Source organism: Streptomyces sp. NPDC046887 (assembly GCF_040644755.1).
GTDB lineage: Bacteria > Actinomycetota > Actinomycetes > Streptomycetales > Streptomycetaceae > Streptomyces > Streptomyces lichenis.
In genome coordinates this window covers 163,582-185,049 of record NZ_JBEYXH010000012.1, presented here as the reverse complement: position 1 = coordinate 185,049, position 21,468 = coordinate 163,582, and the positions used below count along the sequence as shown (strand labels likewise).

Annotated in this window: 22 protein-coding genes; 6 read left to right on the top strand and 16 right to left on the bottom strand. The window is 71.8% G+C overall.

Annotated elements, in window-relative coordinates:
- Nucleotides 1–143: 143 nt before the first annotated feature.
- Genes ABZ945_RS14950 through ABZ945_RS14940 form a run of 3 tightly spaced genes read right to left on the bottom strand, consistent with a single transcriptional unit; the run spans nt 144 to nt 1,371 of the window.
- Complete coding sequence (locus ABZ945_RS14950) at nt 144–458, bottom strand: DUF4235 domain-containing protein (protein WP_361268552.1); 315 nt, start codon at nt 456–458, stop codon at nt 144–146.
- Nucleotides 455–985, bottom strand: coding sequence for a DUF3618 domain-containing protein (locus ABZ945_RS14945; protein ID WP_361268549.1), 531 nt, complete (start codon nt 983–985; stop codon nt 455–457). Before ABZ945_RS14945 ends, ABZ945_RS14950 begins: the two co-directional genes overlap by 4 nt.
- A complete protein-coding gene (locus tag ABZ945_RS14940; RefSeq protein WP_361268547.1) occupies nt 982–1,371 on the bottom strand; it encodes a phage holin family protein in 390 nt (129 codons plus the stop codon). Before ABZ945_RS14940 ends, ABZ945_RS14945 begins: the two co-directional genes overlap by 4 nt.
- Before the next feature lie 155 nt (nt 1,372–1,526).
- Between ABZ945_RS14940 and dapA the strand changes: the two genes are divergently transcribed.
- Complete coding sequence (gene dapA, locus ABZ945_RS14935; protein ID WP_361268544.1) at nt 1,527–2,429, top strand: 4-hydroxy-tetrahydrodipicolinate synthase; 903 nt, start codon at nt 1,527–1,529, stop codon at nt 2,427–2,429.
- 856 nt (nt 2,430–3,285) lie between these two features.
- Here the strand turns inward: dapA and dapD are convergent.
- The 9 genes from dapD to ABZ945_RS14890 all read right to left on the bottom strand — a co-directional run bounded on the left by dapD (nt 3,286) and on the right by ABZ945_RS14890 (nt 11,384).
- The gene (dapD, locus tag ABZ945_RS14930; RefSeq protein WP_361268541.1) at nt 3,286–4,269 is read right to left on the bottom strand and encodes a 2,3,4,5-tetrahydropyridine-2,6-dicarboxylate N-succinyltransferase; all 984 of its coding nucleotides are present in this window, start codon (nt 4,267–4,269) and stop codon (nt 3,286–3,288) included.
- Between the two features lie 268 nt (nt 4,270–4,537).
- Complete coding sequence (locus ABZ945_RS14925) at nt 4,538–4,852, bottom strand: metal-sulfur cluster assembly factor (RefSeq protein ID WP_248634748.1); 315 nt, start codon at nt 4,850–4,852, stop codon at nt 4,538–4,540.
- A gap of 41 nt (nt 4,853–4,893) precedes the next feature.
- Nucleotides 4,894–5,358, bottom strand: a complete 465-nt coding sequence (gene sufU / locus ABZ945_RS14920; RefSeq protein ID WP_361268539.1) for a Fe-S cluster assembly sulfur transfer protein SufU — start codon at nt 5,356–5,358, stop codon at nt 4,894–4,896.
- A gap of 47 nt (nt 5,359–5,405) precedes the next feature.
- Nucleotides 5,406–6,662, bottom strand: coding sequence for a cysteine desulfurase (locus tag ABZ945_RS14915; RefSeq protein WP_361268537.1), 1,257 nt, complete (start codon nt 6,660–6,662; stop codon nt 5,406–5,408).
- A gap of 112 nt (nt 6,663–6,774) precedes the next feature.
- Nucleotides 6,775–7,539 (bottom strand): Fe-S cluster assembly ATPase SufC, encoded by a 765-nt coding sequence (sufC, locus tag ABZ945_RS14910; protein ID WP_248634687.1) that lies wholly within the window; start codon nt 7,537–7,539, stop codon nt 6,775–6,777.
- Nucleotides 7,540–7,546: 7 nt separating this feature from the next.
- On the bottom strand, nt 7,547–7,864 hold the full coding sequence (locus ABZ945_RS14905) for a bifunctional 3-phenylpropionate/cinnamic acid dioxygenase ferredoxin subunit (RefSeq protein WP_248634688.1): 318 nt from the start codon (nt 7,862–7,864) through the stop codon (nt 7,547–7,549).
- Complete coding sequence (gene sufD / locus ABZ945_RS14900) at nt 7,864–9,042, bottom strand: Fe-S cluster assembly protein SufD (protein ID WP_361268533.1); 1,179 nt, start codon at nt 9,040–9,042, stop codon at nt 7,864–7,866. The genes ABZ945_RS14905 and sufD overlap by 1 nt, the downstream gene beginning before the upstream one ends.
- Nucleotides 9,043–9,168: 126 nt before the next feature.
- A complete protein-coding gene (gene sufB / locus ABZ945_RS14895) occupies nt 9,169–10,584 on the bottom strand; it encodes a Fe-S cluster assembly protein SufB (protein ID WP_105867806.1) in 1,416 nt (471 codons plus the stop codon).
- Nucleotides 10,581–11,384: a metalloregulator ArsR/SmtB family transcription factor gene (locus ABZ945_RS14890; protein WP_361268529.1), complete on the bottom strand. Its 804-nt coding sequence runs from the start codon at nt 11,382–11,384 to the stop codon at nt 10,581–10,583. The genes sufB and ABZ945_RS14890 overlap by 4 nt, the downstream gene beginning before the upstream one ends.
- A gap of 252 nt (nt 11,385–11,636) precedes the next feature.
- Here ABZ945_RS14890 and ABZ945_RS14885 point away from each other — a divergent pair, with 252 nt between their 5' ends.
- From ABZ945_RS14885 to ABZ945_RS14875, 3 genes are all read left to right on the top strand, one after another.
- Complete coding sequence (locus ABZ945_RS14885; protein ID WP_361268526.1) at nt 11,637–12,563, top strand: ABC transporter ATP-binding protein; 927 nt, start codon at nt 11,637–11,639, stop codon at nt 12,561–12,563.
- Nucleotides 12,564–12,571: 8 nt separating this feature from the next.
- Nucleotides 12,572–13,363 (top strand): ABC transporter permease, encoded by a 792-nt coding sequence (locus tag ABZ945_RS14880; protein ID WP_361268580.1) that lies wholly within the window; start codon nt 12,572–12,574, stop codon nt 13,361–13,363.
- Between the two features lie 76 nt (nt 13,364–13,439).
- Nucleotides 13,440–14,417: a COX15/CtaA family protein gene (locus ABZ945_RS14875; RefSeq protein WP_361268523.1), complete on the top strand. Its 978-nt coding sequence runs from the start codon at nt 13,440–13,442 to the stop codon at nt 14,415–14,417.
- A gap of 94 nt (nt 14,418–14,511) precedes the next feature.
- Here ABZ945_RS14875 and ABZ945_RS14870 read toward each other — a convergent pair whose 3' ends face one another.
- From ABZ945_RS14870 to ABZ945_RS14855, 4 genes are all read right to left on the bottom strand, one after another.
- Nucleotides 14,512–15,531, bottom strand: a complete 1,020-nt coding sequence (locus tag ABZ945_RS14870) for a CU044_5270 family protein (protein WP_361268520.1) — start codon at nt 15,529–15,531, stop codon at nt 14,512–14,514.
- Nucleotides 15,528–16,142, bottom strand: a complete 615-nt coding sequence (locus ABZ945_RS14865) for an RNA polymerase sigma factor (RefSeq protein WP_361268578.1) — start codon at nt 16,140–16,142, stop codon at nt 15,528–15,530. Before ABZ945_RS14865 ends, ABZ945_RS14870 begins: the two co-directional genes overlap by 4 nt.
- Before the next feature lie 106 nt (nt 16,143–16,248).
- Entirely contained in the window at nt 16,249–16,626 is a 378-nt protein-coding gene (locus ABZ945_RS14860; protein WP_361268517.1) for a hypothetical protein, read from the bottom strand.
- A 103-nt stretch (nt 16,627–16,729) separates the two neighbouring features.
- On the bottom strand, nt 16,730–17,695 hold the full coding sequence (locus tag ABZ945_RS14855) for a heme o synthase (RefSeq protein WP_361268515.1): 966 nt from the start codon (nt 17,693–17,695) through the stop codon (nt 16,730–16,732).
- A 522-nt stretch (nt 17,696–18,217) separates the two neighbouring features.
- Between ABZ945_RS14855 and tkt the strand changes: the two genes are divergently transcribed.
- A complete protein-coding gene (gene tkt / locus ABZ945_RS14850) occupies nt 18,218–20,305 on the top strand; it encodes a transketolase (protein WP_361268512.1) in 2,088 nt (695 codons plus the stop codon).
- A 34-nt stretch (nt 20,306–20,339) separates the two neighbouring features.
- Nucleotides 20,340–21,467, top strand: coding sequence for a transaldolase (tal, locus tag ABZ945_RS14845; protein WP_361268510.1), 1,128 nt, complete (start codon nt 20,340–20,342; stop codon nt 21,465–21,467).
- The last annotated feature ends 1 nt before the right edge of the window (nt 21,468 follow it).

Genomic DNA, 21,468 nt, shown 5'->3' with positions numbered 1-21,468 from the left:
GGGGCAGCGCGGGCTGGCTGCTGCTGACCGGTCTCGGCGTCGGGTACGTCGTCTCCGGGGACTACCTCCGCGTCAGCGGACGGGGAGCAGACGGCCCCTCAGCGCGGCGAGCGCGCCGCGCTCTCACACGGCCCTCGGCGGCGTCAGCCCGGCCAGTTGCCGGTCACCCGGCGGACGCCGACCGCGCCGCTGCGGTCCACCGCGGCCTTGACCACCGCGAAGATCGCGCCCTGGATGGCGGCCGCCAGCAGGATCTCCCTCCAGGTGCGCTCCTCGTCCATCGCGTCCGGAGCGTCCCCGTCACCGACGACCGCCCAGGTGCGGTTGAACACCGTGCTGGCGATGGCGCCGCCCGCCATACCCAGCGCGAGGCCGACCGGGCGGTACAGCAGCTTCTGCTTTTTCTTCTTCTTCGACTTCGGAGGCTTGGGCGCCTTCGAACCGGCCACTGAGCTCATCCCCACTTCCCGTGCGCACCGCACCTGCGCTGCGTCTTCCGCTTCCACTTCTTCAACTGCTTGAGCTGCTTCACGAACGTCGACTTCGGCTTCCGCTTCACCCGCACGGCCTTCACCTGCGCGGCCTTGGCCTGCGCCGCCTTCGCCTGCTTCAGCAGCTCGGCCTTGACCAGCTCCGCCTTGTGCAGCTCGGCCTTCAGCTGCTCCGCCCTCAGGTGCTCCACCTTCAGGTGCTTCGGCTTCAGCTGCTGGGGCTTCACCTGCCCACCGCCGCCGCTTCCTCGGCGCTTCAGCCCCCAGATCACCAGTCCGGTGGCCACGGCCACCGCGGCCGCGGCCGCCGCCAGGACCTGCCGCGGGTGCTCGCGCACCGGCTGCGGCGCCTTCTCATGGACCAGATGGGCGGCGCGCGCCTTCACATCGGTCTTCGCCATCAGCTGGTCGATGGTCTCGCCCAGCTCGGCCCGCTTCTGGGCCGCCTCCAGCCGCAGCTGATCGGGGCCCGGGCTCTTCGCGCTGTCGCTCATCGGTGGACCCTCTCCTTGAGCTCGTGGACGTCCGACCGCACCCCGTCGATGGCCCGCTCGGGCTTGGGCGGTACGGCCTGCTTGAGCTCCTTGCGGCCGAGCAGGGCGAGAATCCCCGCCACCACCAGGAACACCACGGTCGCGATCAGCACCGCCAGCCAGACGTCCAGCGGGATCGCCAGCACCGCGGCGAGGGTGGCCCACACCCCGATGAGACCGACATAGCCGACGGCCGCCGCGGCCCCCAGCATCCCGCCGCCCTTGCCGGCGCGTTTGCCCTTGAGTGCCAGTTCCGCCTGCGCCGTGCGCATCTCGGTCCTGACCAGGTCGGAGAGCTGTTCCGAGGCCTGCTTGACCAGCTCGCCGACCGACGGTTCTCCGGCCATCGGGTCGCCTCCCATCTCGTACGGGGAGGCTCCGGGTACCCCGCCGCCCGGCTCCCATACTTCGGGTGGGGCCGACGACCGTTCAGCAACGCTTGAGTGTGGTGCGAGCAGATCTAAGTGGACCTCCCGGCTTGCCGGAGCCGAGACTGCACCGCATGCTTCCTCCCCGCGCCGTCTTCGGCAAGGCCCTGTGCGCCGTGGTCACCCCCTTCACCGCCACCGGCGCCCTGGACCCCGCCCGCGCCCAGTCCCTCGCCACCGAGCTCCTGGCGGCCGGCTGCGACGGCCTCGTCCTGTCCGGGACCACCGGCGAGTCCCCCACCACCACCGACGCCGAGAAGGCCCTCCTCCTGGCAGCGGTACGCGAGGCAGTGGGCCCCTCCGTCCCCCTGATCGCGGGGGTCGGCACCCCCGACACCGCCCACACCCTCGAACTGGCCCGCCAGGCCGAGCGGGCCGGCGCGACCGGGCTCCTGGTCGTCCCCCCGTACTACAGCCGCCCGCCCCAACCCGCCCTGGAAGCCCACTTCCGCACCCTCGCGGACGCCACCGACCTCCCTCTGATGCTGTACGACATCCCCGGCCGCACCGGCGTGCGCATCGAGCCGGAGACCGTGCTCCGCCTCTCCTCGCACCCCCGGATCGCCGCCGTCAAGGACTGCGCCTACGACCTGCTCGGCTCCGCCAAGGTGATCACCCGCACCTCGCTCGCCTACTACTCCGGCTGCGAGGAGCTGAACCTCCCGCTGTACGCGCTGGGCGGCGCCGGCTGTGTCTCCACCGTGGCCAACGTGGCCCCCGCCGCGGTACGCGCCGTGCTGGACGCCTTCGACGCCGGCGACACCGCCGGAGCGGCCCGCCTGCACGGCGAACTCCTGCCGCTGGCCGAGCTGATGATGGCCTCCGGCCTCCCGGGCACGGTCACCGCCAAGGCCCTCCTCGACACCGGCCCCGTCCGCGCCCCCCTCCAACCCGCCGCCCCGGCCACGACCCGCGCCCTGCGGGCGGCACTCACCGCGCTGCCGCAGAGCCGGGGGGCGGCGCCGACCCTGAGCTGACCGAAGTCGCCTTCAGGCGGCCCCTACAGCAGGCTGGGCGGGCGTCACCATGGGGGTGGAGCGGATGGATCTCGCTCAGCCGGGTATCGGCGCTATGGCCCCGGGTGCCCGCATGGCAGGTCCCCGACAAGCCCTCGTAGCGCTCGCCTTGAGCGAAGGGCGCGTACTCGTCGTTGGCCACTCGGGTGACGAGTTCTCCACCCGCGACGTCGAGGTGACGCTCGTGATGCTCCGTCACCCGGTACGGCCCGGGGTGTTCGAGGTGGAAGGCCAGAACCTCAGGAAGACCCGCACGCAGCTCCGCGAGCGTCGCGCCGCCATACAGGAAGCCGGGCAGTTGCGGCGAGGTGGCGTAGGGGCCGCCCTCGGTCCCACGCACCATGAGCTGGATCGGCTGGTCCGTCACTTGGCTCGCGGCGACGGCCCGGTCCGACCGCCGGCGTTGACGCGCCGGCGCCGTCCGCCGCTCCTCGACCGGTCCGCCTCGCCGGCTCTCGGGCCTGGCGCGCCCGTGGGGGCAGGTCTTCCCTAGCCGGACGCCGTTCCTACGCGGCCGCCGGGTGTCGCGCTGGCTGCCGCTCGCCCCGGCGCTGCTCGGCGCCGCCGCCCTCGCCCCGTACGACGTCCTAGGGGCCGGCTATCCGGCCCTGGCCACCTCCGGCGCGGTGCCGATGCGGCGCGGCGACTTCCCCTCCGCGGGCGACGCGCTGCTGGTCGGCTGGATCGGGATGGCCGCCTTCGCCGGCTACGGCATCGCCCTCACGGTCGCGGCCCGCTCGTACTGGCTGCGGACGCGGCCCACCCATGGGACGGGTCCGTCGGGCGGCCGCAGGTCGCGGCCGCCCGGCGACCGGGCTCAGTTGTGGCTGTGCAGGATGTCGTTGAGGCCGCCCCAGACCGCGTTGTTGGGGCGGGCCTCCACGGTGCCGGTGACCGAGTTGCGGCGGAAGAGGATGTGGGAGGCGCCGGACAGCTCGCGGGCCTTGACGACCTGGCCGTCGGGCATGGTGACCCGGGTGCCGGCGGTGACGTAGAGGCCGGCCTCGACCACGCACTCGTCGCCCAGCGCGATGCCGACGCCCGCCTCGGCGCCGATCAGGCAGCGCTCGCCGACGGAGATGCGGACGTTGCCGCCGCCGGAGAGGGTGCCCATGGTGGAGGCGCCGCCGCCGATGTCGGAGCCGTCGCCGATGACGACGCCCGCGGAGATACGGCCCTCGACCATGGAGGTGCCCAGGGTGCCGGCGTTGAAGTTGACGAAGCCCTCGTGCATCACGGTGGTCCCGGCGGCCAGATGGGCGCCGAGGCGGATCCGGTCGGCGTCGGCGATCCGGACGCCCTTGGGGGCCACGTAGTCCGTCATCCGCGGGAACTTGTCGATGCCGGTGACCTGGAGGTGCAGGCCCTCCGCGCGGGCGTTGAGCCGGACCTTCTCGACGTCGTCCACGGCGACCGGGCCGAGGCTGGTCCAGGCCACGTTGGCGAGGAGGGCGAAGATGCCGTCCAGGTTCTGGCCGTGCGGCCGGACCAGGCGGTGGCTGAGCAGGTGCAGGCGCAGCCAGACGTCATGGGTGTCCAGCGGCTTGTCGTCCAGGGAGCCGATGACCGTGCGGACCGCGACGACCTCGACGCCGCGCCGGGCATCCACGCCGATCGCCTTGGCCGCGCCCTCGCCCACGAGGTTGGCGGCCTCGTCGGGGGTGAGCCGCTCGGTCCCGGCCGGGCCCGGCTGGTCGCTCAGCTCGGGCGCCGGGAACCAGGTGTCGAGGACGGTGCCGTCACCGGCGATGGTGGCGAGGCCGGCGGCGACCGCGCCGGTGCTACGAGGTGCAGAAGTCATGTGTGAAACCTAACCGGCGGGCCGGGTGCCAGGCGAACCGGTCTCAGGGGACGGGCCGGGGGGGCGGGAGCGGTACGGGGCGGGGCCCGCCCCCCGGAAGCAGCCCGGCACCCGGAAGCGGCCCGGCGCCCTCCGCGTACACCCGAGCCCCCCCACGTACACCCGGAAACCCCGCGTACCGCCCGGAAACGGCGACGGCCCCGCCCCCGGAGGTGGTCCGGGGGCGGGGCCGGGCGCGTTCGTCGCAGGTCTCGGACCTCAGACGTTCTCAGACGTTGAAGCCCAGCGCGCGCAGCTGCTCGCGGCCGTCGTCGGTGATCTTGTCCGGGCCCCACGGCGGCATCCAGACCCAGTTGATCTTCAGCTCGTTGACGATGCCGTCGGTGGCGGACTTCGCCTGGTCCTCGATGACGTCGGTCAGCGGGCAGGCCGCCGAGGTGAGCGTCATGTCGAGGGTGGCGATGTTGGCGTCGTCGATGTGGATGCCGTAGATCAGGCCGAGGTTGACGACGTCGATGCCCAGCTCGGGGTCGACCACGTCGTACAGGGCCTCGCGGACCTCCTCCTCGGAGGCCGGCTTCATGGCCACGGAGGCGGCGGCGGTCTCGGGGGCGGTGTTCTCGGTCATACGGTCTTCCTCTCCGCGTCCTGGCCCAGTGCCTGGGCGGTCGCGTCCTTCCAGGCCATCCAGCTCAGCAGGGCGCACTTGACCCGGGCGGGGTACTTGGAGACGCCGGCGAACGCCACCGCGTCCTCCAGCACCTCCTCCATGGCGTCGTCCGGTTCGATGCGGCCCTTGGACTGCATCAGCTCCAGGAAGACGCCCTGGATCTTCTCCGCCTCGGTCAGCTCCTTGCCGACCAGCAGTTCGTTCAGCACGGAGGCCGAGGCCTGGCTGATGGAGCAGCCGTGCCCCTCGTACGAGACGTCCGCGATGCGGGAGCCGTCGTACTTCACCCGCAGCGTGATCTCGTCGCCGCACGTGGGGTTCACGTGGTGCACCTCGGCGTCGCCGTCCCGCAAGCCCCGCCCGTGCGGGTTCTTGTAGTGGTCCAGGATGACGTCCTGGTACATGGAGTCCAGCTTCACGCGTACCTCAGTCCCTCATCTGAAGAAGTCGTCATCCGGATATCCGGTCATCCGAAGAAGTTGCGGACGTGCTCCAGGCCCTCGACCAGGGCGTCCACCTCGGCGGGCGTGGAGTACAGATAGAACGACGCTCGCGTGGTCGCGGGAATTCCGTACCGCAGGCAGACCGGGCGGGCGCAGTGGTGGCCGACCCGGACGGCGATGCCCTGCTCGTCGAGGACCTGGCCCACGTCGTGCGGGTGGATGTCGCCGAGGGTGAAGGAGATCGCCGCGCCGCGGTCCTCCGCGGTGGCCGGGCCGATGATGCGCAGGTCCGGCACCTCGGCGAACCGCTTGATCGCGTACTCGGTGATCGCGTGCTCATGGCGCGCGATGTTGTCCATGCCGATGGAGGTGAGGTAGTCCACGGCCGCGCCGAGGCCGACGGCCTGGGCGATCGGGGGCGTGCCGGCCTCGAACTTGTGCGGGGCGGGGGCGTAGGTGGAGGAGGACATCGAGACGGTCTCGATCATCTCGCCGCCGCCGAGGAACGGGGGCAGGTCCTCCAGCAGCTCCTGGCGGCCCCAGAGCACGCCGATGCCGGTCGGGCCGCACATCTTGTGGCCGGTGAAGGCCACGAAGTCGGCCTGGAGCGCCTGGACGTCCAGCACCATGTGCGGGGCGGCCTGGGAGGCGTCGATCAGGACCAGGGCGCCGACCTCCTGGGCGCGGCGCACGATGGCCTCGACCGGGTTGAGGGTGCCGAGGATGTTGGAGACCAGCACAAAGGAGACGATCTTCGTCTTCTCGGTGATGACCTCCTCGATGTTCGACAGGTCGAGGCGGCCGTCGTCGGTGAGGCCGAACCACTTCAGCTTCGCGCCGGTGCGCTGCGAGAGCAGCTGCCACGGGACGATGTTGGAGTGGTGCTCCATCTCGGTGATGACGATCTCGGTGTCCCGGTCGACCCGGTACGGCTCGTCGGCCCAGCCGAGCATGTTGGCCACGAGGTTCAGCGACTCGGAGGCGTTCTTGGTGAAGATCACCTCGTCGCGGCTGGGCGCGTTGACGAAGGCGGCGACCTTGTCGCGGGCGCCCTCGTAGAGCGCGGTGGCCTCCTCGGCCAGCACATGGACGCCGCGGTGCACATTGGCGTTGTGCTGCTCGTAGTACTCGCTGAGGACGTCGATGACCTGGCGCGGGGTCTGGGAGGTCGCGGCGTTGTCCAGGTAGACGAGCTTGCGGTCGTCGTGCAGGACGCGGTCGAGGATCGGAAAGTCCTTGCGGATCGCCTCGGTGTCGAGGAGTCCCGGCAGCTGGATCACGCTGCTCCCCTTTCAATGGTCCGGGCGCTGGTGCCGCCCGGGTGGGCGCCCGCGAGGCGCACCCGCTGGACGCGGGCCGTGTGGTGCGGGCGGGTGGCCTCGCGGACTCGGCTCACTGGGCGGTGCCGCCCTTCGTGTACGCCTCGTAGCCCTCGGCCTCCAGCTTGTCGGCCAGCTCGGGGCCGCCCGACTCGGCGATCCGGCCGCCGGCGAAGACATGGACGTGGTCGGGCTTGATGTACCGCAGGATGCGGGTGTAGTGCGTGATCAGCAGGGTGCCGGTGTCGCCGGACTCGCGGACCCGGTTGACGCCCTCGGAGACGATCCGCAGGGCGTCCACGTCGAGGCCGGAGTCGGTCTCGTCCAGGATCGCGATCTTCGGCTTGAGCAGCTCCAGCTGGAGGATCTCGTGGCGCTTCTTCTCACCGCCGGAGAAGCCCTCGTTGACGTTCCGCTCGGCGAAGGAGGGGTCCATGTTGAGGCGCTCCATGGACTCCTTCACCTCCTTGACCCAGGTGCGGAGCTTGGGGGCCTCGCCGCGGATGGCGGTGGCGGAGGTGCGCAGGAAGTTGGAGACGGAGACGCCGGGGACCTCGACCGGGTACTGCATGGCGAGGAAGACGCCGGCGCGGGCCCGCTCGTCGACGGACATCTCCAGCACGTCCTCGCCGTCGAGGGTGACGGTGCCGCTGGTGATCGTGTACTTGGGGTGGCCGGCCAGCGAGTAGGCGAGGGTCGACTTGCCGGAGCCGTTGGGGCCCATGATGGCGTGGGTCTCGCCCTGCTTCACGGTGAGGTCGACGCCCTTGAGGATCTCCTTGGTGGCGTTGTCGGCCTCGACGGAGACGTGCAGGTCGCGGATTTCAAGCGTTGCCATGGGTGACTCAGGACTCCTGGGTGACGGAGACGAGCACATCGTCCCCTTCGATCTTTACGGGGTACACGGGGACGGGGCGCGTCGCGGGTAGGCCGGACGGCTTGCCGGTGCGCAGGTCGAAGCTGGAGCCGTGCAGCCAGCACTCGATGGAGCAGTCCTCGACCTCCCCCTCGGAGAGGGAGACGTTGGCGTGCGAGCAGATGTCGTTGATGGCGAACACCTCGCCGTCGGTGCGCACGACGGCGACCGGGGTGCCGTCGAGCTCGACCCGGCGGGGGGTGTCGTCCTCCAGTTCGCTCAGCCCGCAGGCCCGGACGAAGGGCATCAGAGGGACGCCTCCAGCTCGGCCTCGATCTTGTCGATCAGGCGCTCCTGGACGTCGGGCACGCCGATCTGCTGGACCAGCTCGGCGAAGAAGCCGCGGACCACGAGGCGGCGGGCCTCGGCGGCCGGGATGCCGCGGGCCATCAGGTAGAACAGCTGCTCGTCGTCGAAGCGGCCGGTGGCCGAGGCGTGGCCGGCGCCGGCGATCTCGCCGGTCTCGATCTCCAGGTTGGGCACGGAGTCGACGCGGGCACCGTCGGTGAGGACCAGGTTGCGGTTGAGCTCGTAGGTGTCGGTGCCCTCGGCGGCGGCCCGGATGAGCACGTCGCCGATCCACACCGCGTGCGCCGCCTCGCCCTGCAGGGCGCCCTTGTAGGCGACGTTGGAGGTGTTGTGCGGCTTGTTGTGGTCGACCAGCAGGCGGTGCTCCTGGTGCTGGCCCTTGTCGGTGAAGTACAGGCCGAACAGCTGGGCGTCGCCGCCGGTGGCCGCGTAGGCCACGCGGGGGTGGATGCGGACCACGTCGCCGCCGAAGGTGACCACCACGGACTTGAAGGAGGCGTCCCGGCCGACCAGCGCGTTGTGCTGGCCGACGTGGACGGCCTTCTCGTCCCAGTCCTGGATGGAGACCACGGTGAGCTTGGCGCCGTCGCCGATCAGGTAGTCGACGTTGGCGGCGAGCACGCCGTCACCGGTGTGGTCGATGACGACGACGGCCTCGGCGAACGGCTTCAGCTCGACGACCTGGTGGCCGAAGGCGGTGCCGCCCTCGCCGCGCACGGAGATGCGGACCGGCTCGGTGAGCACGGTCTCCTTGGGCACGGTGATGACGGAGGCCTTCTCGAAGGCGGAGTAGGCCTGGGCGGCGACCCGGTCCACCGGGGTGCCGGCCGTGCCGAGCCGGGCGTCGTCGCGCCCCACGGTCTCCACGGTGACGCCCTCGGGGGCCTCCACCTCGACGCGGACGCCGTCGCCGGTGGCGATGGCGGTGCCGTCGTGCAGTCCGCGCAGCCGCTCCAGCGGGGTGAACCGCCACTCCTCCTCGCGGCCGTGCGGGACGGGGAAGTCCGCGACGTCGAAGGAGGGGGGCGCGCTCATGCGCGTGGCGACGGTGGACTCGGCGGCCACCGCGATCGAACCGGCGGTGGTGGAGCCCACCGGGATTGAAGCCTCAGCCATGGCTGTCGTGTTGCTCTCTTCCTGCGTAGCTGCGTCGCCGCGGAACTGCTCGGGGCGACGCGTGCGGTGTACGGGGACGGGGGCGGGCGGGCGGCATGGGCGCCGCCCGCCGCGGCGGCCGGCGGGTCAGCCGACCGAGCCCTCCATCTGCAGCTCGATCAGCCGGTTGAGCTCCAGGGCGTACTCCATGGGCAGCTCCTTGGCGATCGGCTCGACGAAGCCGCGCACGATCATCGCCATCGCCTCGAACTCGGAGAGGCCGCGGCTCATCAGGTAGAAGAGCTGGTCCTCGGAGACCTTGGAGACGGTGGCCTCGTGGCCCATGGAGACGTCGTCCTCGCGGACGTCGACGTAGGGGTAGGTGTCCGAGCGGGAGATGGTGTCCACCAGCAGCGCGTCGCACAGCACGTTGGACTTGGCGCCGGGGGCGCCCTCGCCGATCTCGATCAGGCCGCGGTAGGAGGTGCGGCCGCCGCCCCGGGCCACCGACTTGGAGACGATGTTGGAGGAGGTGTTCGGCGCCATGTGGACCATCTTGGCGCCGGCGTCCTGGTGCTGGCCCTCGCCCGCGAAGGCGATGGACAGGGTCTCGCCCTTGGCGTGCTCGCCCATCAGGTAGACGGCCGGGTACTTCATGGTCACCTTGGAGCCGATGTTGCCGTCGACCCACTCCATGGTGGCGCCCTCGTAGGCGACGGCGCGCTTGGTGACCAGGTTGTAGACGTTGTTCGACCAGTTCTGGATGGTCGTGTAGCGGCAGCGGCCGCCCTTCTTGACGATGATCTCCACGACCGCGCTGTGCAGCGAGTCGGAGGAGTAGATCGGGGCGGTGCAGCCCTCGACGTAGTGGACGTAGGCGTCCTCGTCGACGATGATCAGCGTCCGCTCGAACTGGCCCATGTTCTCGGTGTTGATCCGGAAGTAGGCCTGGAGCGGGATGTCCACGTGCACGCCCTTCGGCACGTAGATGAAGGAGCCGCCGGACCACACCGCGGTGTTCAGCGAGGCGAACTTGTTGTCGCCGACCGGGATGACGGTGCCGAAGTACTCCTGGAAGAGCTCCGGGTGCTCCTTCAGCGCGGTGTCGGTGTCCAGGAAGATGACGCCCTGGGCCTCCAGGTCCTCGCGGATCTGGTGGTAGACGACCTCGGACTCGTACTGGGCGGCGACGCCGGCGACCAGGCGCTGCTTCTCCGCCTCGGGGATGCCGAGCTTGTCGTAGGTGTTCTTGATGTCCTCGGGCAGGTCCTCCCAGGAGGCGGCCTGCGCCTCGGTGGACCGCACGAAGTACTTGATGTTGTCGAAGTCGATGCCCGACAGGTCGGAGCCCCAGCTCGGCATGGGCTTCTTGTCGAAGAGGCGCAGACCCTTCAGCCGCAGCTTCAGCATCCACTCGGGCTCGTTCTTCTTGCCGGAGATGTCGCGGACGACAGCCTCGGAGAGTCCGCGCTTGGCGGCGGCACCGGCCGCGTCCGAGTCGGCCCAGCCGTACTCGTACCGACCCAGGCCCTCAAGCTCGGGGTGGCTGATCTCGGTGGTCATGCGGGGTTCCTCCCGGCCGTGCTGGCAGATGCGGATGCAATGCGTGATGTCGTGCGTGGTGCGGTGCTTGGTGCGGATGGTGCGGCTCTGGGGGCGGCCTCGTCCTCGGCCGCGGTCGGCGCGGTGTGCGGGATGTACGTGGTGCACACCCCGTCGCCGTGCGCGATGGTGGCCAGCCGCTGGACATGGGTGCCGAGGAGGCGGGAGAAGACCTCGGTCTCCGCCTCGCACAGCTGCGGGTACTCCCCGGCGACATGGGCCACCGGGCAGTGGTGCTGGCACAGCTGCTGTCCGACCGGCGCCTTGCGCGCGGTGGCAGCGTACCCGTCCTCGGTGAGCGCCTTGGCGAGCGCGGCGGCGCGCTCCTGGGGCGGGGCCGCCTCGACGGCCTCCCGGTAGCGCTCCGCCTGGGACTCGATGCGGTCCCGGGCGAAGGCGGCCACGGCCGCCTCGCCGCCGGCGTTCTGCTCGATCCAGCGCAGGGCGTCCACCGCGAGCGCGTCATAGGACTGGTCGAAGGCGTCCCGGCCGCAGTCGGTCAGCGCGAACACCTTGGCCGGCCGGCCGCGGGTGCGGGCGCCGTAGACCCGCTGCTCGCGCGGGGCGACGGTGCCGTCCGCGACGAGCGCGTCGAGATGGCGCCGGACGGCGGCCTGGGTGAGTCCGAGCCGCTGGGCCAGCTCCGCCACGGTGGACGGGCCGTGGTCCAGCACGGAGCGCACGACGCGGTTGCGGGTGGACCGCTCACCGGTCGTGATCTCCTCCGCTGGTGCCGCGGAAGCCTCACCGACGTTTTTCACAACGCCATTGTTGCGTAATTCGCGGGGACGTGACAAGCCGCACAGCGATCATCGTGCGGTGGAGTGCGTCACTAAGGGAAACCTAACCTGACCTGCGGAAACGATCACCTGGGCGCATTCTCGCAGGCCGGAGGCGGTGCCCGGTTTGCCCCGGTCGGATGAACCGGGGCAGGGCCGGCCGGCCCCCTCGGCCGCCATCCGGGTGCCGCCCCGCCCTCCTCGCCGCCCCTGCCACCTCCTTAGACTTCCGGCATGCGATACGAGTCCGTCGTCCAGGTCCGGGGCCTGGTCAAGCGGTACGGGTCGAAGACCGCGGTGGACGGCCTCGACCTCGACGTCCGGGCGGGCACCGTGACCGCCGTGCTCGGGCCCAACGGGGCCGGCAAGACCACCACCGTGGAGACCTGCGAGGGCTACCGGCGCCCGGACGCCGGCACCGTCCGGGTGCTGGGCCTGGACCCGGTGGCCGACGCCGCCCGGCTGCGGCCCCGGGTCGGGGTGATGCTCCAGTCCGGCGGCGTCTACTCCGGCGCCCGGGCCGAGGAGATGCTCCGCCATATGGCGAAGCTGCACGCCCATCCGCTGGACGTGGACACGCTGATCGAGCGCCTGGGCCTCGGCTCCTGCGGGCGCACCACCTACCGCCGGCTCTCCGGCGGCCAGCAGCAGCGGCTCGCCCTGGCCATGGCCGTGGTCGGCCGCCCCGAGCTGGTCTTCCTGGACGAGCCCACCGCCGGGCTGGACCCGCAGGCCCGCCGGGCCACCTGGGAGCTGGTCCGCGAACTGCGCGCCGACGGCGTCACCACCGTGCTGACCACGCACTTCATGGACGAGGCCGAGCAGCTGGCGGACGAGGTGGCGATCATCGACGCGGGCCGGGTGATCGCCCAGGGCTCCCCCGAGGAGCTGTGCCGGGGCGGCGCCGAGAACACCCTGCGCTTCACCGGCCGCCCCGGTCTCGACCTGGGCGCCCTGCTCAAGGCGCTGCCCGACGGCACCGCCGCCGCCGAGCTGAGCCCCGGCGTCTACCGGGTCTCCGGCACCATCGACCCCCAGCTGCTGGCCACCGTCACCTCCTGGTGCGCCCAGGCCGGGGTCATGCCGGACGCCCTCGCGGTGGAGCGGCACACCCTGGAGGACGTCTTCCTGGAACTGACGGGCAAGGAGCTGCGGTCGTGAGCGGTGGTATGGAGAGGGGCACGGGCCCGGCGAGCGGTACGGGTGCCTTCGCGCCCCGGCCGGGGGCGGCCCCGGTCGGCCGGATGATCGCCGCGCAGGCCGCGCTGGAGACCCGGATGCTGCTGCGCAACGGCGAGCAGCTGCTGCTCACCGTCGTGATCCCCACCCTGCTGCTGGTGCTGTTCTCCACCGTGGACATCGTGGACACCGGTACGGGTGAACCGGTGGACTTCCTGGCCCCCGGGGTGCTGGCGCTCGCGGTGATGTCCACCGCCTTCACCGGGCAGGCCATCGCCACCGGCTTCGAGCGGCGCTACGGGGTGCTCAAGCGGCTGGGCGCCTCCCCGCTGCCCCGCTGGGCACTGATGACCGCCAAGACGCTGGCCGTGCTGGTCACCGAGGTGCTCCAGGTGCTGCTGCTCATGGCCATCGCGCTGGCGCTGGGCTGGTCCCCGCACGGCAACCCCCTCGCCGTACTCCTGCTGCTGGTGCTCGGCACGGCCGCGTTCTCCGGGCTCGGGCTGCTGATGGCGGGCACCCTGCGGGCCGAGGCCACCCTGGCCGCCGCCAACCTGGTCTTTCTGCTGCTGCTGGTCGGCGGCGGGGTGATCGTGCCGCTGGAGAAGTTCCCGGGCGGGGTGCGCGCGGTGCTGGAGCTGCTGCCGATCTCGGCGCTGTCGGACGGGCTGCGGGAGGTGCTGCGGCAGGGGTCCGCCCTGCCGCTGGGCGCGCTCGCGGTGCTGGCGGTGTGGGCGGTGCTCTCGCTGGGCGCGGCGGCCCGCTTCTTCCGCTGGGAGTAGGCCGTACCGGACTGGGAGGAAGCTCACCCTCCCGGGCCGACCCCCTCGTGAATCCATGCACAAGCGGCCGCCTACCATGGGGCGCGTGCTGACCCCCCTCGCCTTCATCGCCCAGCGCTGGACCCCGTCCCCCCGCACGCTCCGGCGCGCCGCGCTCTCCGCCGTCGTGATGAGCGTCGTCATCATCGTCACCGGCGGGGCGGTCCGGCTGACCGGTTCGGGCCTCGGCTGCGACACCTGGCCCAAGTGCACCGACGACAGCCTGTTCGCCACTCCGGCGCAGGGCCTCCACGGCGCGATCGAGTTCGGCAACCGGATGCTGACCTATGTGCTGTGCGCGGCGGTCGGCTGGGCCATCATCGCCGCGCGCTCGGCCAAGCCCCGGCGGCGGCAGCTGTCCCGGCTCGGCTGGGCGCAGTTCTTCGTGGTCATGGGCAACGCGGCGCTCGGCGGGATCACCGTCTGGATGGGGCTCAACCCCTGGACCGTGGCCGGGCACTTCCTGCTGGCCAATGTGCTGCTGACGGTCGCCACGATCACCTGGGTGCGGTCCGGCGAGGGCGACGCCCCGGCCCGGCCGCGGGTGCCCAGGCCGGTACGGAGGCTGGCGCAGGCGCTGGTCGCGGTGGCCGCCGTGCTGGTGGTGGCCGGGACCACGGTGACCGGGTCCGGGAAGCACGCGGGCGACAGCAGCGACGTGCCCCGGATGCCGTTCGACTTCGAGGCCGCGGCCCATGTGCACGCCATCACCGCCTGGGTGGTGTGCGCGCTGGCGGTCGCCGTCTTCGTGGCGCTGAGGGTGGTGGACGCCCCGGACGACACCCGGGCCCGCGCCCGGGACCTGCTGCTGGTGCTGCTGGCCCAGGGCGTCATCGGCTATGTCCAGTTCTTCACCGGGGTGCCGGAGATCCTGGTCGGTCTGCACATGCTGGGCTCGGCGCTGCTGTGGATCGCGGTGCTGCGGCTCTTCCTGAGCCTGCGCGAGCGCCCGGTGGCCGCGCCCGGCGCCGTACCGGCCCCCGTACGGCAGGAGGAGGCCCCGGCCCCCGCCTGACCGGACAGTGAACGAAGGGCCCGGCCCCACCATGCGGTGGCGCCGGGCCCTTCGTGCGTCACACGGGGCCTTCCGTCAGAGGGCCGTCACCGGGTCAGTTGGGGCGGTCCCCCACCTTGCCGACCACCCCGCGCTGCTGGATGGCGCTGGCGCCCAGCAGGGTGCCCTTGGGGCCCATCGGGGTGTCCCGGGTCAGATAGGTGCGGTCCCCGAGGAGGGAGTAGTCCTCGTCGAAGACCCACTCCGTGCGCTCACCGTCGCGGCTGTCGCGGACGATGCCGAGCCCGTGGCGGCCGGTGGCGTCGGTGGCGTCCGGCGCCGAGCGCACCCCGGGGATGAGGGCGGTGGCCCGGTAGAGCACGGCAGCCGTCTCGGGCGGCATGACCTGCCCGCCGATCAGGGAGCCGATCTCCTCGAAGACGGCCTGGTCCTGGTCCTCGCTCCGTTGCACCCGGGGCAGCTCCCGCAGCCGCTCCAGCAGCGCCTCCGGGTCGCGGGGCAGCTCGGCGAGCCAGCGGTAGGTGGGCCGGTCGAAGCCGGGCGGGGTGCCCCCGACCGTCCCCAGCTCGCCGTTCAGCTGGCTCATCTCGCCGTTCTCCCGGGTGTACCCGAGCTTCTCGACCCGGCCGGGCCGCTGTGAGAGCCATGCCTCGTACTGGTGGAGCGGTTCGAGGACCGGCTTGCCGCTGGTGAGGTCGGCCCCGCGGATCATGCTGCGGACGTACACGAAGTCGTTCTCGCCCACCGGCTCGGCGTCCATGGCGAGCGCCACCGTGGAGGCCCGGTCGAGCACCAGCTCGGCCGCCGGGGGCCCGGCGGGCGCGGCGGCCTCCAGGGTGCCGGCGGCGCCGCTCGGCGCCGGGCTGAGGGCGAGGACGGCGGCCAGCGCGCCGGCCACGGCGAGGCCGGCGGCGGGCAGCAGCACGGCGGGGCGGCGCAGCACCGGCCGCCGGGCGGGGGCCGGGGCGGTCGCGTTCCGCTGGTCCTGGTCGATCAGTCGCATCAGACGTTCCTTGTGCAGGTCGTGGGCCCGCTGGGGAAGGTCCGGCGCGATGGGCTCGGGCAGCAGCCGGGCCAGTTCCTTGACCTCGGAGGAGTCAGGGGTGTCGTTCACGCGGGTTCCTCCCGTACGGACAGGGCGGCGAGCGCGGCCCTGTCGATGTCCTCTCCGCGGGCCCGGCCCGGTTCCGCCTTGTCCGCCGTCTCCTCGGCGAGTTTCCGCAGCCGGGTGCGGGCCCGGGAGAGCCGGGAGCGCACGGTGCCGACCGGGACGTCCAGGGCCTCGGCGGCCTGCCGGTAGTCGAGCCCGGACCAGACGCAGAGCACCAGCACCTCGCGTTCGGCGGGGCGCAGCCGGCCCAGGGCACTGCGTACGGCGGCGAGGCGCCGCTCGTCGTCCAGCCGGCCGGCGGTCTCGGCGGCGAAGTCGGCGACCGGGGGCGGGGGCGGCTGGCGGGAGAGGAAGGCGAGCCGTCTGCGCAGCCCGCGGTTGGCGTTGCGGGCCTTGTGGGTGGCGATGCCGAGCAGCCACGGCAGCAGGGGCCCGCCGTCCGGGTCCAGCCGTTCCCGGCCCCGCCAGGCGGCCAGGAAGGTGTCCGACATGACCTCTTCGGCGGTGGACCAGTCGCCGGTCAGTCGCAGGGCGTAGTGGTAGACGGCCCGCGCGTGCTCCTCGTACAGCTCGGCGAACGCGGTGCGTTCGCCGGCCAGGATGCGGGCGCGCAGGCCGCCGCCGTCGTCGTGTTCGGTGTGGCTCACACCCGTGCTCTCTCCGGCGCCGGGGCGGGGTTCCTATGACCCGCGCCACACCGGTACGAGCCGGGGGCTCCGGTCAGCCGTCGGCGGGGCCGCCGTTGGAGGGGCCGCCGACCTGGATGCCGGCCATCCGGCTCCACTCGTAGGGGCCGGTGCGCACCTTGGCGGCGAGCTCGCCGTCGAAGGTGTCGTGCAGGGTGAGCCCGGCCTTCTCGGCGGCCTCGCGGGCGATGGCGTGGCTGGGGGCGACCAGGTCGCCCCAGCTGCCGTCCTCGCCGACGAGCACGATCCGGGTGCCCATCTGGCCGAGGTGGGCGAGCTGCCCCTCGGCGCCGCCGTGCTTGCCGGCGAACGCGTGGATGTGCTTGGCCAGCTTGGCCGCCCGGCGCGCGTCGCCGCGCCGCTCGCCGTCGCCGGCCTGCTCCGTGCCGTTGTCTGCGGTGGTGTCTGCCATGGTCCGGATGCTACTCGCGGGTAGAGGGAACGGCGACGGGCGGGCCGCGTGGTGTGGACCACGCGACCCGCCCGTCGCCGTGCGAAACGGTCGTCAGCGGCCGTCAGCGGAGGAAGGGGTCCACCGCCACCGCCACGAAGAGCAGCGAGACATAGGTGATGGACCAGTGGAAGAGCCGCATCTCCTTGAGCTTGCCGCCGGTCTCCCCGGCCTTGGCGCGGTTGAGCAGGGCGTGCGCCTCCCAGAGCCACCAGCCGCCGGCGGCCAGCGCGACCGCGGTGTAGAACCAGCCGGTGTAGCCGAGCGGGGTGAGCAGCAGGGAGACGGCGACCATCACCCAGCTGTAGAGGACGATCTGCTTGGCGACCACCCGGTTGGAGGCGATGACCGGCAGCATCGGCACGCCGACCCGGGCGTAGTCCTCCTTGACCTTCATGGACAGCGGCCAGTAGTGCGGCGGGGTCCAGAAGAACATCACCAGGAAGAGGATGAGCGCGGCCCAGGACATCGAGTTCGTCACCGAGGACCAGCCGATGAGCACCGGCAGGCAGCCGGCGATGCCGCCCCAGACGATGTTCTGCGAGGTGCGGCGCTTGAGGATCATCGTGTAGACCACGACGTAGAAGAGGAGCGCGCCGAGCGCCAGCCAGGCGGACAGCCAGTTGACCAGGGTGCCCAGCCAGAGGGTGGAGACCACGGCGAGCACCAGGCCGAAGACCAGGCCCTCGCGGGGCGAGACCATCCCGGTGACCAGCGGCCGCTGGGAGGTGCGGTCCATCAGCGCGTCGATGTCGCGGTCGATGTACATGTTGAGCGCGTTGGCGCCGCCCGCGGAGAGGTACCCGCCGATGCAGGTGTTCACCACCAGCCACAGATCGGGGACGCCCTGCTCGGCAAGGAACATCACCGGAACCGTGGTGATCAGCAGCAGCTCGATGATCCGCGGCTTCGTCAGCGCCACAAAGGCCTTGACGCGGGCCCCGAATGGCCGCTTGCCGGTGCTCGCCTCGGCAAGCACACCCGCCGGACGGGATTCGACGGCCGTCACGCACACCCCTGACAGAGACATCCCAGCGAGCCCGACCCGAGGTGAAGACCGGGTAAGGCCCGCGCGTACCACGCCACTGTAGACGTTGCCCATACCTCGCCCTTCGCGGGGGTGGGTCGTGTTGACCGGGTGCCGGGCGGCCCTCGAACAGGGCCGGGGCGGGGGCACGGGCGGCGGCGCACCCAACGCGCGGACCCGTTCGTCCCCCTGGGCGGCCCGGTGTGCGCATTCCAGGGCCGATCACTCACCGTAATCGCCGACCGAGGGTATGGAGGGTGGTCGCGGCGGTCTTCCGCCACCCTCCCCCGGACCGGTTCCGGGCTCCGCAAAGGACGGTTTCCACGCTCGTATGAGCGATCGAATGAGCGCCTCCGTATTCATGTGCCGAAAGCCCGACGGACCAGTCGGGAGGCGGGAAGAGTCCGGCCCCGGCAGTCTGGAATGACTCGAAAAAACGCACGTCCCGCCGGGGGTAGGCTCGGCTACGGCCGGTGGGATCTCCGTCACCGGTATCCGACATTCGGAGAGGAGCCCTGACCCAGGGTGAGCACACAGCCGACCACCACAGACCTCCAGTGGACCGAGTTGGACCAGCGGGCCGTCGACACCGCCCGCGTGCTGGCCGCCGACGCCGTACAGAAGGTCGGCAACGGCCATCCCGGTACGGCGATGAGCCTGGCCCCGGCCGCGTACACCCTCTTCCAGAAGGTGATGCGGCACGACCCGGCGGACGCGGACTGGACCGGGCGCGACCGGTTCGTGCTGTCCGCCGGCCACTCGTCACTGACCCTCTACACCCAGCTGTACCTGGCCGGTTTCGGCCTGGAGCTGGACGACCTGAAGGCGTTCCGCACCTGGGGCTCCAAGACCCCGGGCCACCCGGAGTACGGCCACACGGTCGGCGTGGAGACCACCACCGGGCCGCTCGGCCAGGGTGTGGCCAACGCGGTCGGCATGGCGATGGCGGCCCGCTACGAGCGCGGCCTGTTCGACCCGGAGGCGGCCCCCGGCACCTCCCCGTTCGACCACTTCGTGTACGTCATCGCCGGTGACGGCTGCCTCCAGGAGGGCATCTCCGCCGAGGCGTCCTCGATGGCCGGGCACCAGAAGCTCGGCAACCTGGTCCTGCTGTGGGACGACAACCACATCTCGATCGAGGGCGACACCGAGACCGCGGTCTCCGAGGACACCCTCCAGCGCTACGAGTCCTACGGCTGGCATGTGCAGCGGGTCGCGCCGAAGGAGGACGGCGACCTGGACCCGGCCGCGCTGTACGCGGCGATCCAGGCGGCCAAGGCGGAGACCGAGCGGCCCTCGTTCATCGCGATGCGCTCGATCATCGCCTGGCCGGCGCCGAACGCCCAGAACACCGAGGCCGCGCACGGCTCGGCGCTGGGCGACGAGGAGGTCGCGGCCACCAAGCGGGTGCTGGGCTTCGACCCGGAGCAGACCTTCGAGGTCTCCGACGAGGTCCTGAAGCACACCCGCGGCGCCCTGGAGCGCGGCAAGGACGAGCGCGGCCAGTGGGAGAAGGGCTTCGCCGACTGGCGGAGCGCCAACCCGGAGCGGGCCGCCGAGTTCGACCGGATCGCCGCGGGCGAGCTGCCGGCCGGCTGGGAGCAGAAGCTGCCGGTGTTCGAGCCGGGCAAGGCCGTCGCCACCCGCGCCGCCTCCGGCAAGGTCCTCCAGGCGCTCGGCGGGATCGTCCCGGAGCTGTGGGGCGGCTCGGCCGACCTGGCCGGCTCCAACAACACCACGATCGACAAGACCTCGTCGTTCCTGCCCAAGGGCAACCCGCTGCCGGAGGCCGACCCGTACGGCCGCACCATCCACTTCGGCATCCGCGAGCACTCCATGGCCGCGGAGATGAACGGCATCGCGCTGCACGGCAACACCCGGATCTACGGCGGCACCTTCCTGGTGTTCTCCGACTACATGCGCAACGCGGTGCGGCTCTCCGCGCTGATGCACCTGCCGGTGACGTACGTGTGGACGCATGACTCCATCGGCCTCGGCGAGGACGGCCCGACCCACCAGCCGGTGGAGCACCTGGCCTCGCTGCGCGCCATCCCCGGGCTGAACGTGGTCCGCCCGGCCGACGCCAACGAGACCGCGCTGGCCTGGCGCGAGATCCTGCGCCGCTGGACCAAGGAGTTCGGCGTGGGCGCCCCGCACGGTCTGGCGCTCACCCGCCAGGGCGTGCCGACCTACGAGCCCAACGAGGACACCGCCCGCGGCGGCTATGTCCTCTTCGAGGCCGAAGGTGGCGAGCCGGAGGTGGTGCTGATCGGCACCGGCTCCGAGGTGCAGCTGGCCGTGGAGGCGCGGGATGCGCTCCAGGCCGAGGGCGTGCCCACCCGGGTCGTCTCCATGCCGTGTGTGGAGTGGTTCGAGGAGCAGGACCAGGGGTACCGGGAGTCCGTGCTGCCCCCGTCGGTGAAGGCGCGGGTCGCGATCGAGGCCGGGATCGGGCTGACCTGGCACAAGTACGTCGGCGACGCCGGCCGGATCGTCTCCCTGGAGCACTTCGGCGCCTCGGCCGACGCCAAGGTCCTCTTCCGCGAGTTCGGCTTCACCGCCGACGCGGTCGCCGCCGCCGCGCGGGAATCCCGCGACGCCGCCGCTCGCTGACGCCCGTAGACAACGACTAGGAGATGCAACTCTCATGACAGACGCACTCAAGCGCCTCTCCGACGAAGGCGTCGCGATCTGGCTGGACGACCTGTCCCGCAAGCGGATCACCTCCGGCAACCTGGCGGAGCTGATCGACCAGCAGCACGTCGTGGGCGTCACCACCAACCCGTCGATCTTCCAGAAGGCGATCTCCCAGGGCGACGGCTACGACCAGCAGCTGTCCGACCTGGCCGCCCGCGAGGTGACGGTCGAGGAAGCCATCCGCATGATCACCACGGCGGACGTCCGGGACGCGGCCGACGTGCTGCGCCCGGTGTTCGACGCCACCGGCGGCCAGGACGGCCGGGTGTCCATCGAGGTGGACCCGCGCCTGGCGCACAACGCCAAGGCGACCGCCGCCGAGGCCCGTCAGCTGGCCTGGCTGGTGGACCGGCCCAACACCTTCATCAAGATCCCGGCCACCGAGGCGGGCCTGCCGGCGATCACCGAGGTGATCGGGCTGGGGATCAGCGTCAATGTCACGCTGATCTTCTCGCTGGAGCGCTACCGCAAGGTGATGGACGCCTACCTGGCCGGTCTGGAGCAGGCCAAGGAGCGCGGCCTCGACCTCTCCCAGATCCGCTCCGTCGCCTCGTTCTTCGTCTCCCGGGTGGACACCGAGATCGACAAGCGGCTGGACGCCCTGGGCACCGACGAGGCGAAGGCGGCCCGCGGCAAGGCGGCCCTCGCCAACGCGCGCCTCGCCTACGAGGCGTACGAGGAGGTCTTCGCGGGCGAGCGCTGGGCGGCCCTGGAGAAGGCCGGCGCCCACCCGCAGCGCCCGCTGTGGGCCTCCACGGGGGTCAAGGACCCGCAGTACAAGGACACCCTGTACGTGGACGACCTGGTCGCGCCCGGCACGGTCAACACCATGCCGGAGGCCACCCTGGAGGCGGTCGGCGACCACGGCGAGATCACCGGCAACACCGTCGCCGGCACCTACGAGCAGGCCCGCGCGGACATCGCCGCGGTCGAGAAGCTCGGGATCTCCCTCGCCGAGGTCGTGCAGCTGCTGGAGGACGAGGGCGTCGAGAAGTTCGAGTCCTCCTGGAACGATCTGCTCAAGTCGACCGAGGCGGAGCTCAAGCGCCTGGGCGGCGAGTCTTCCCCGGAGGCGTGAA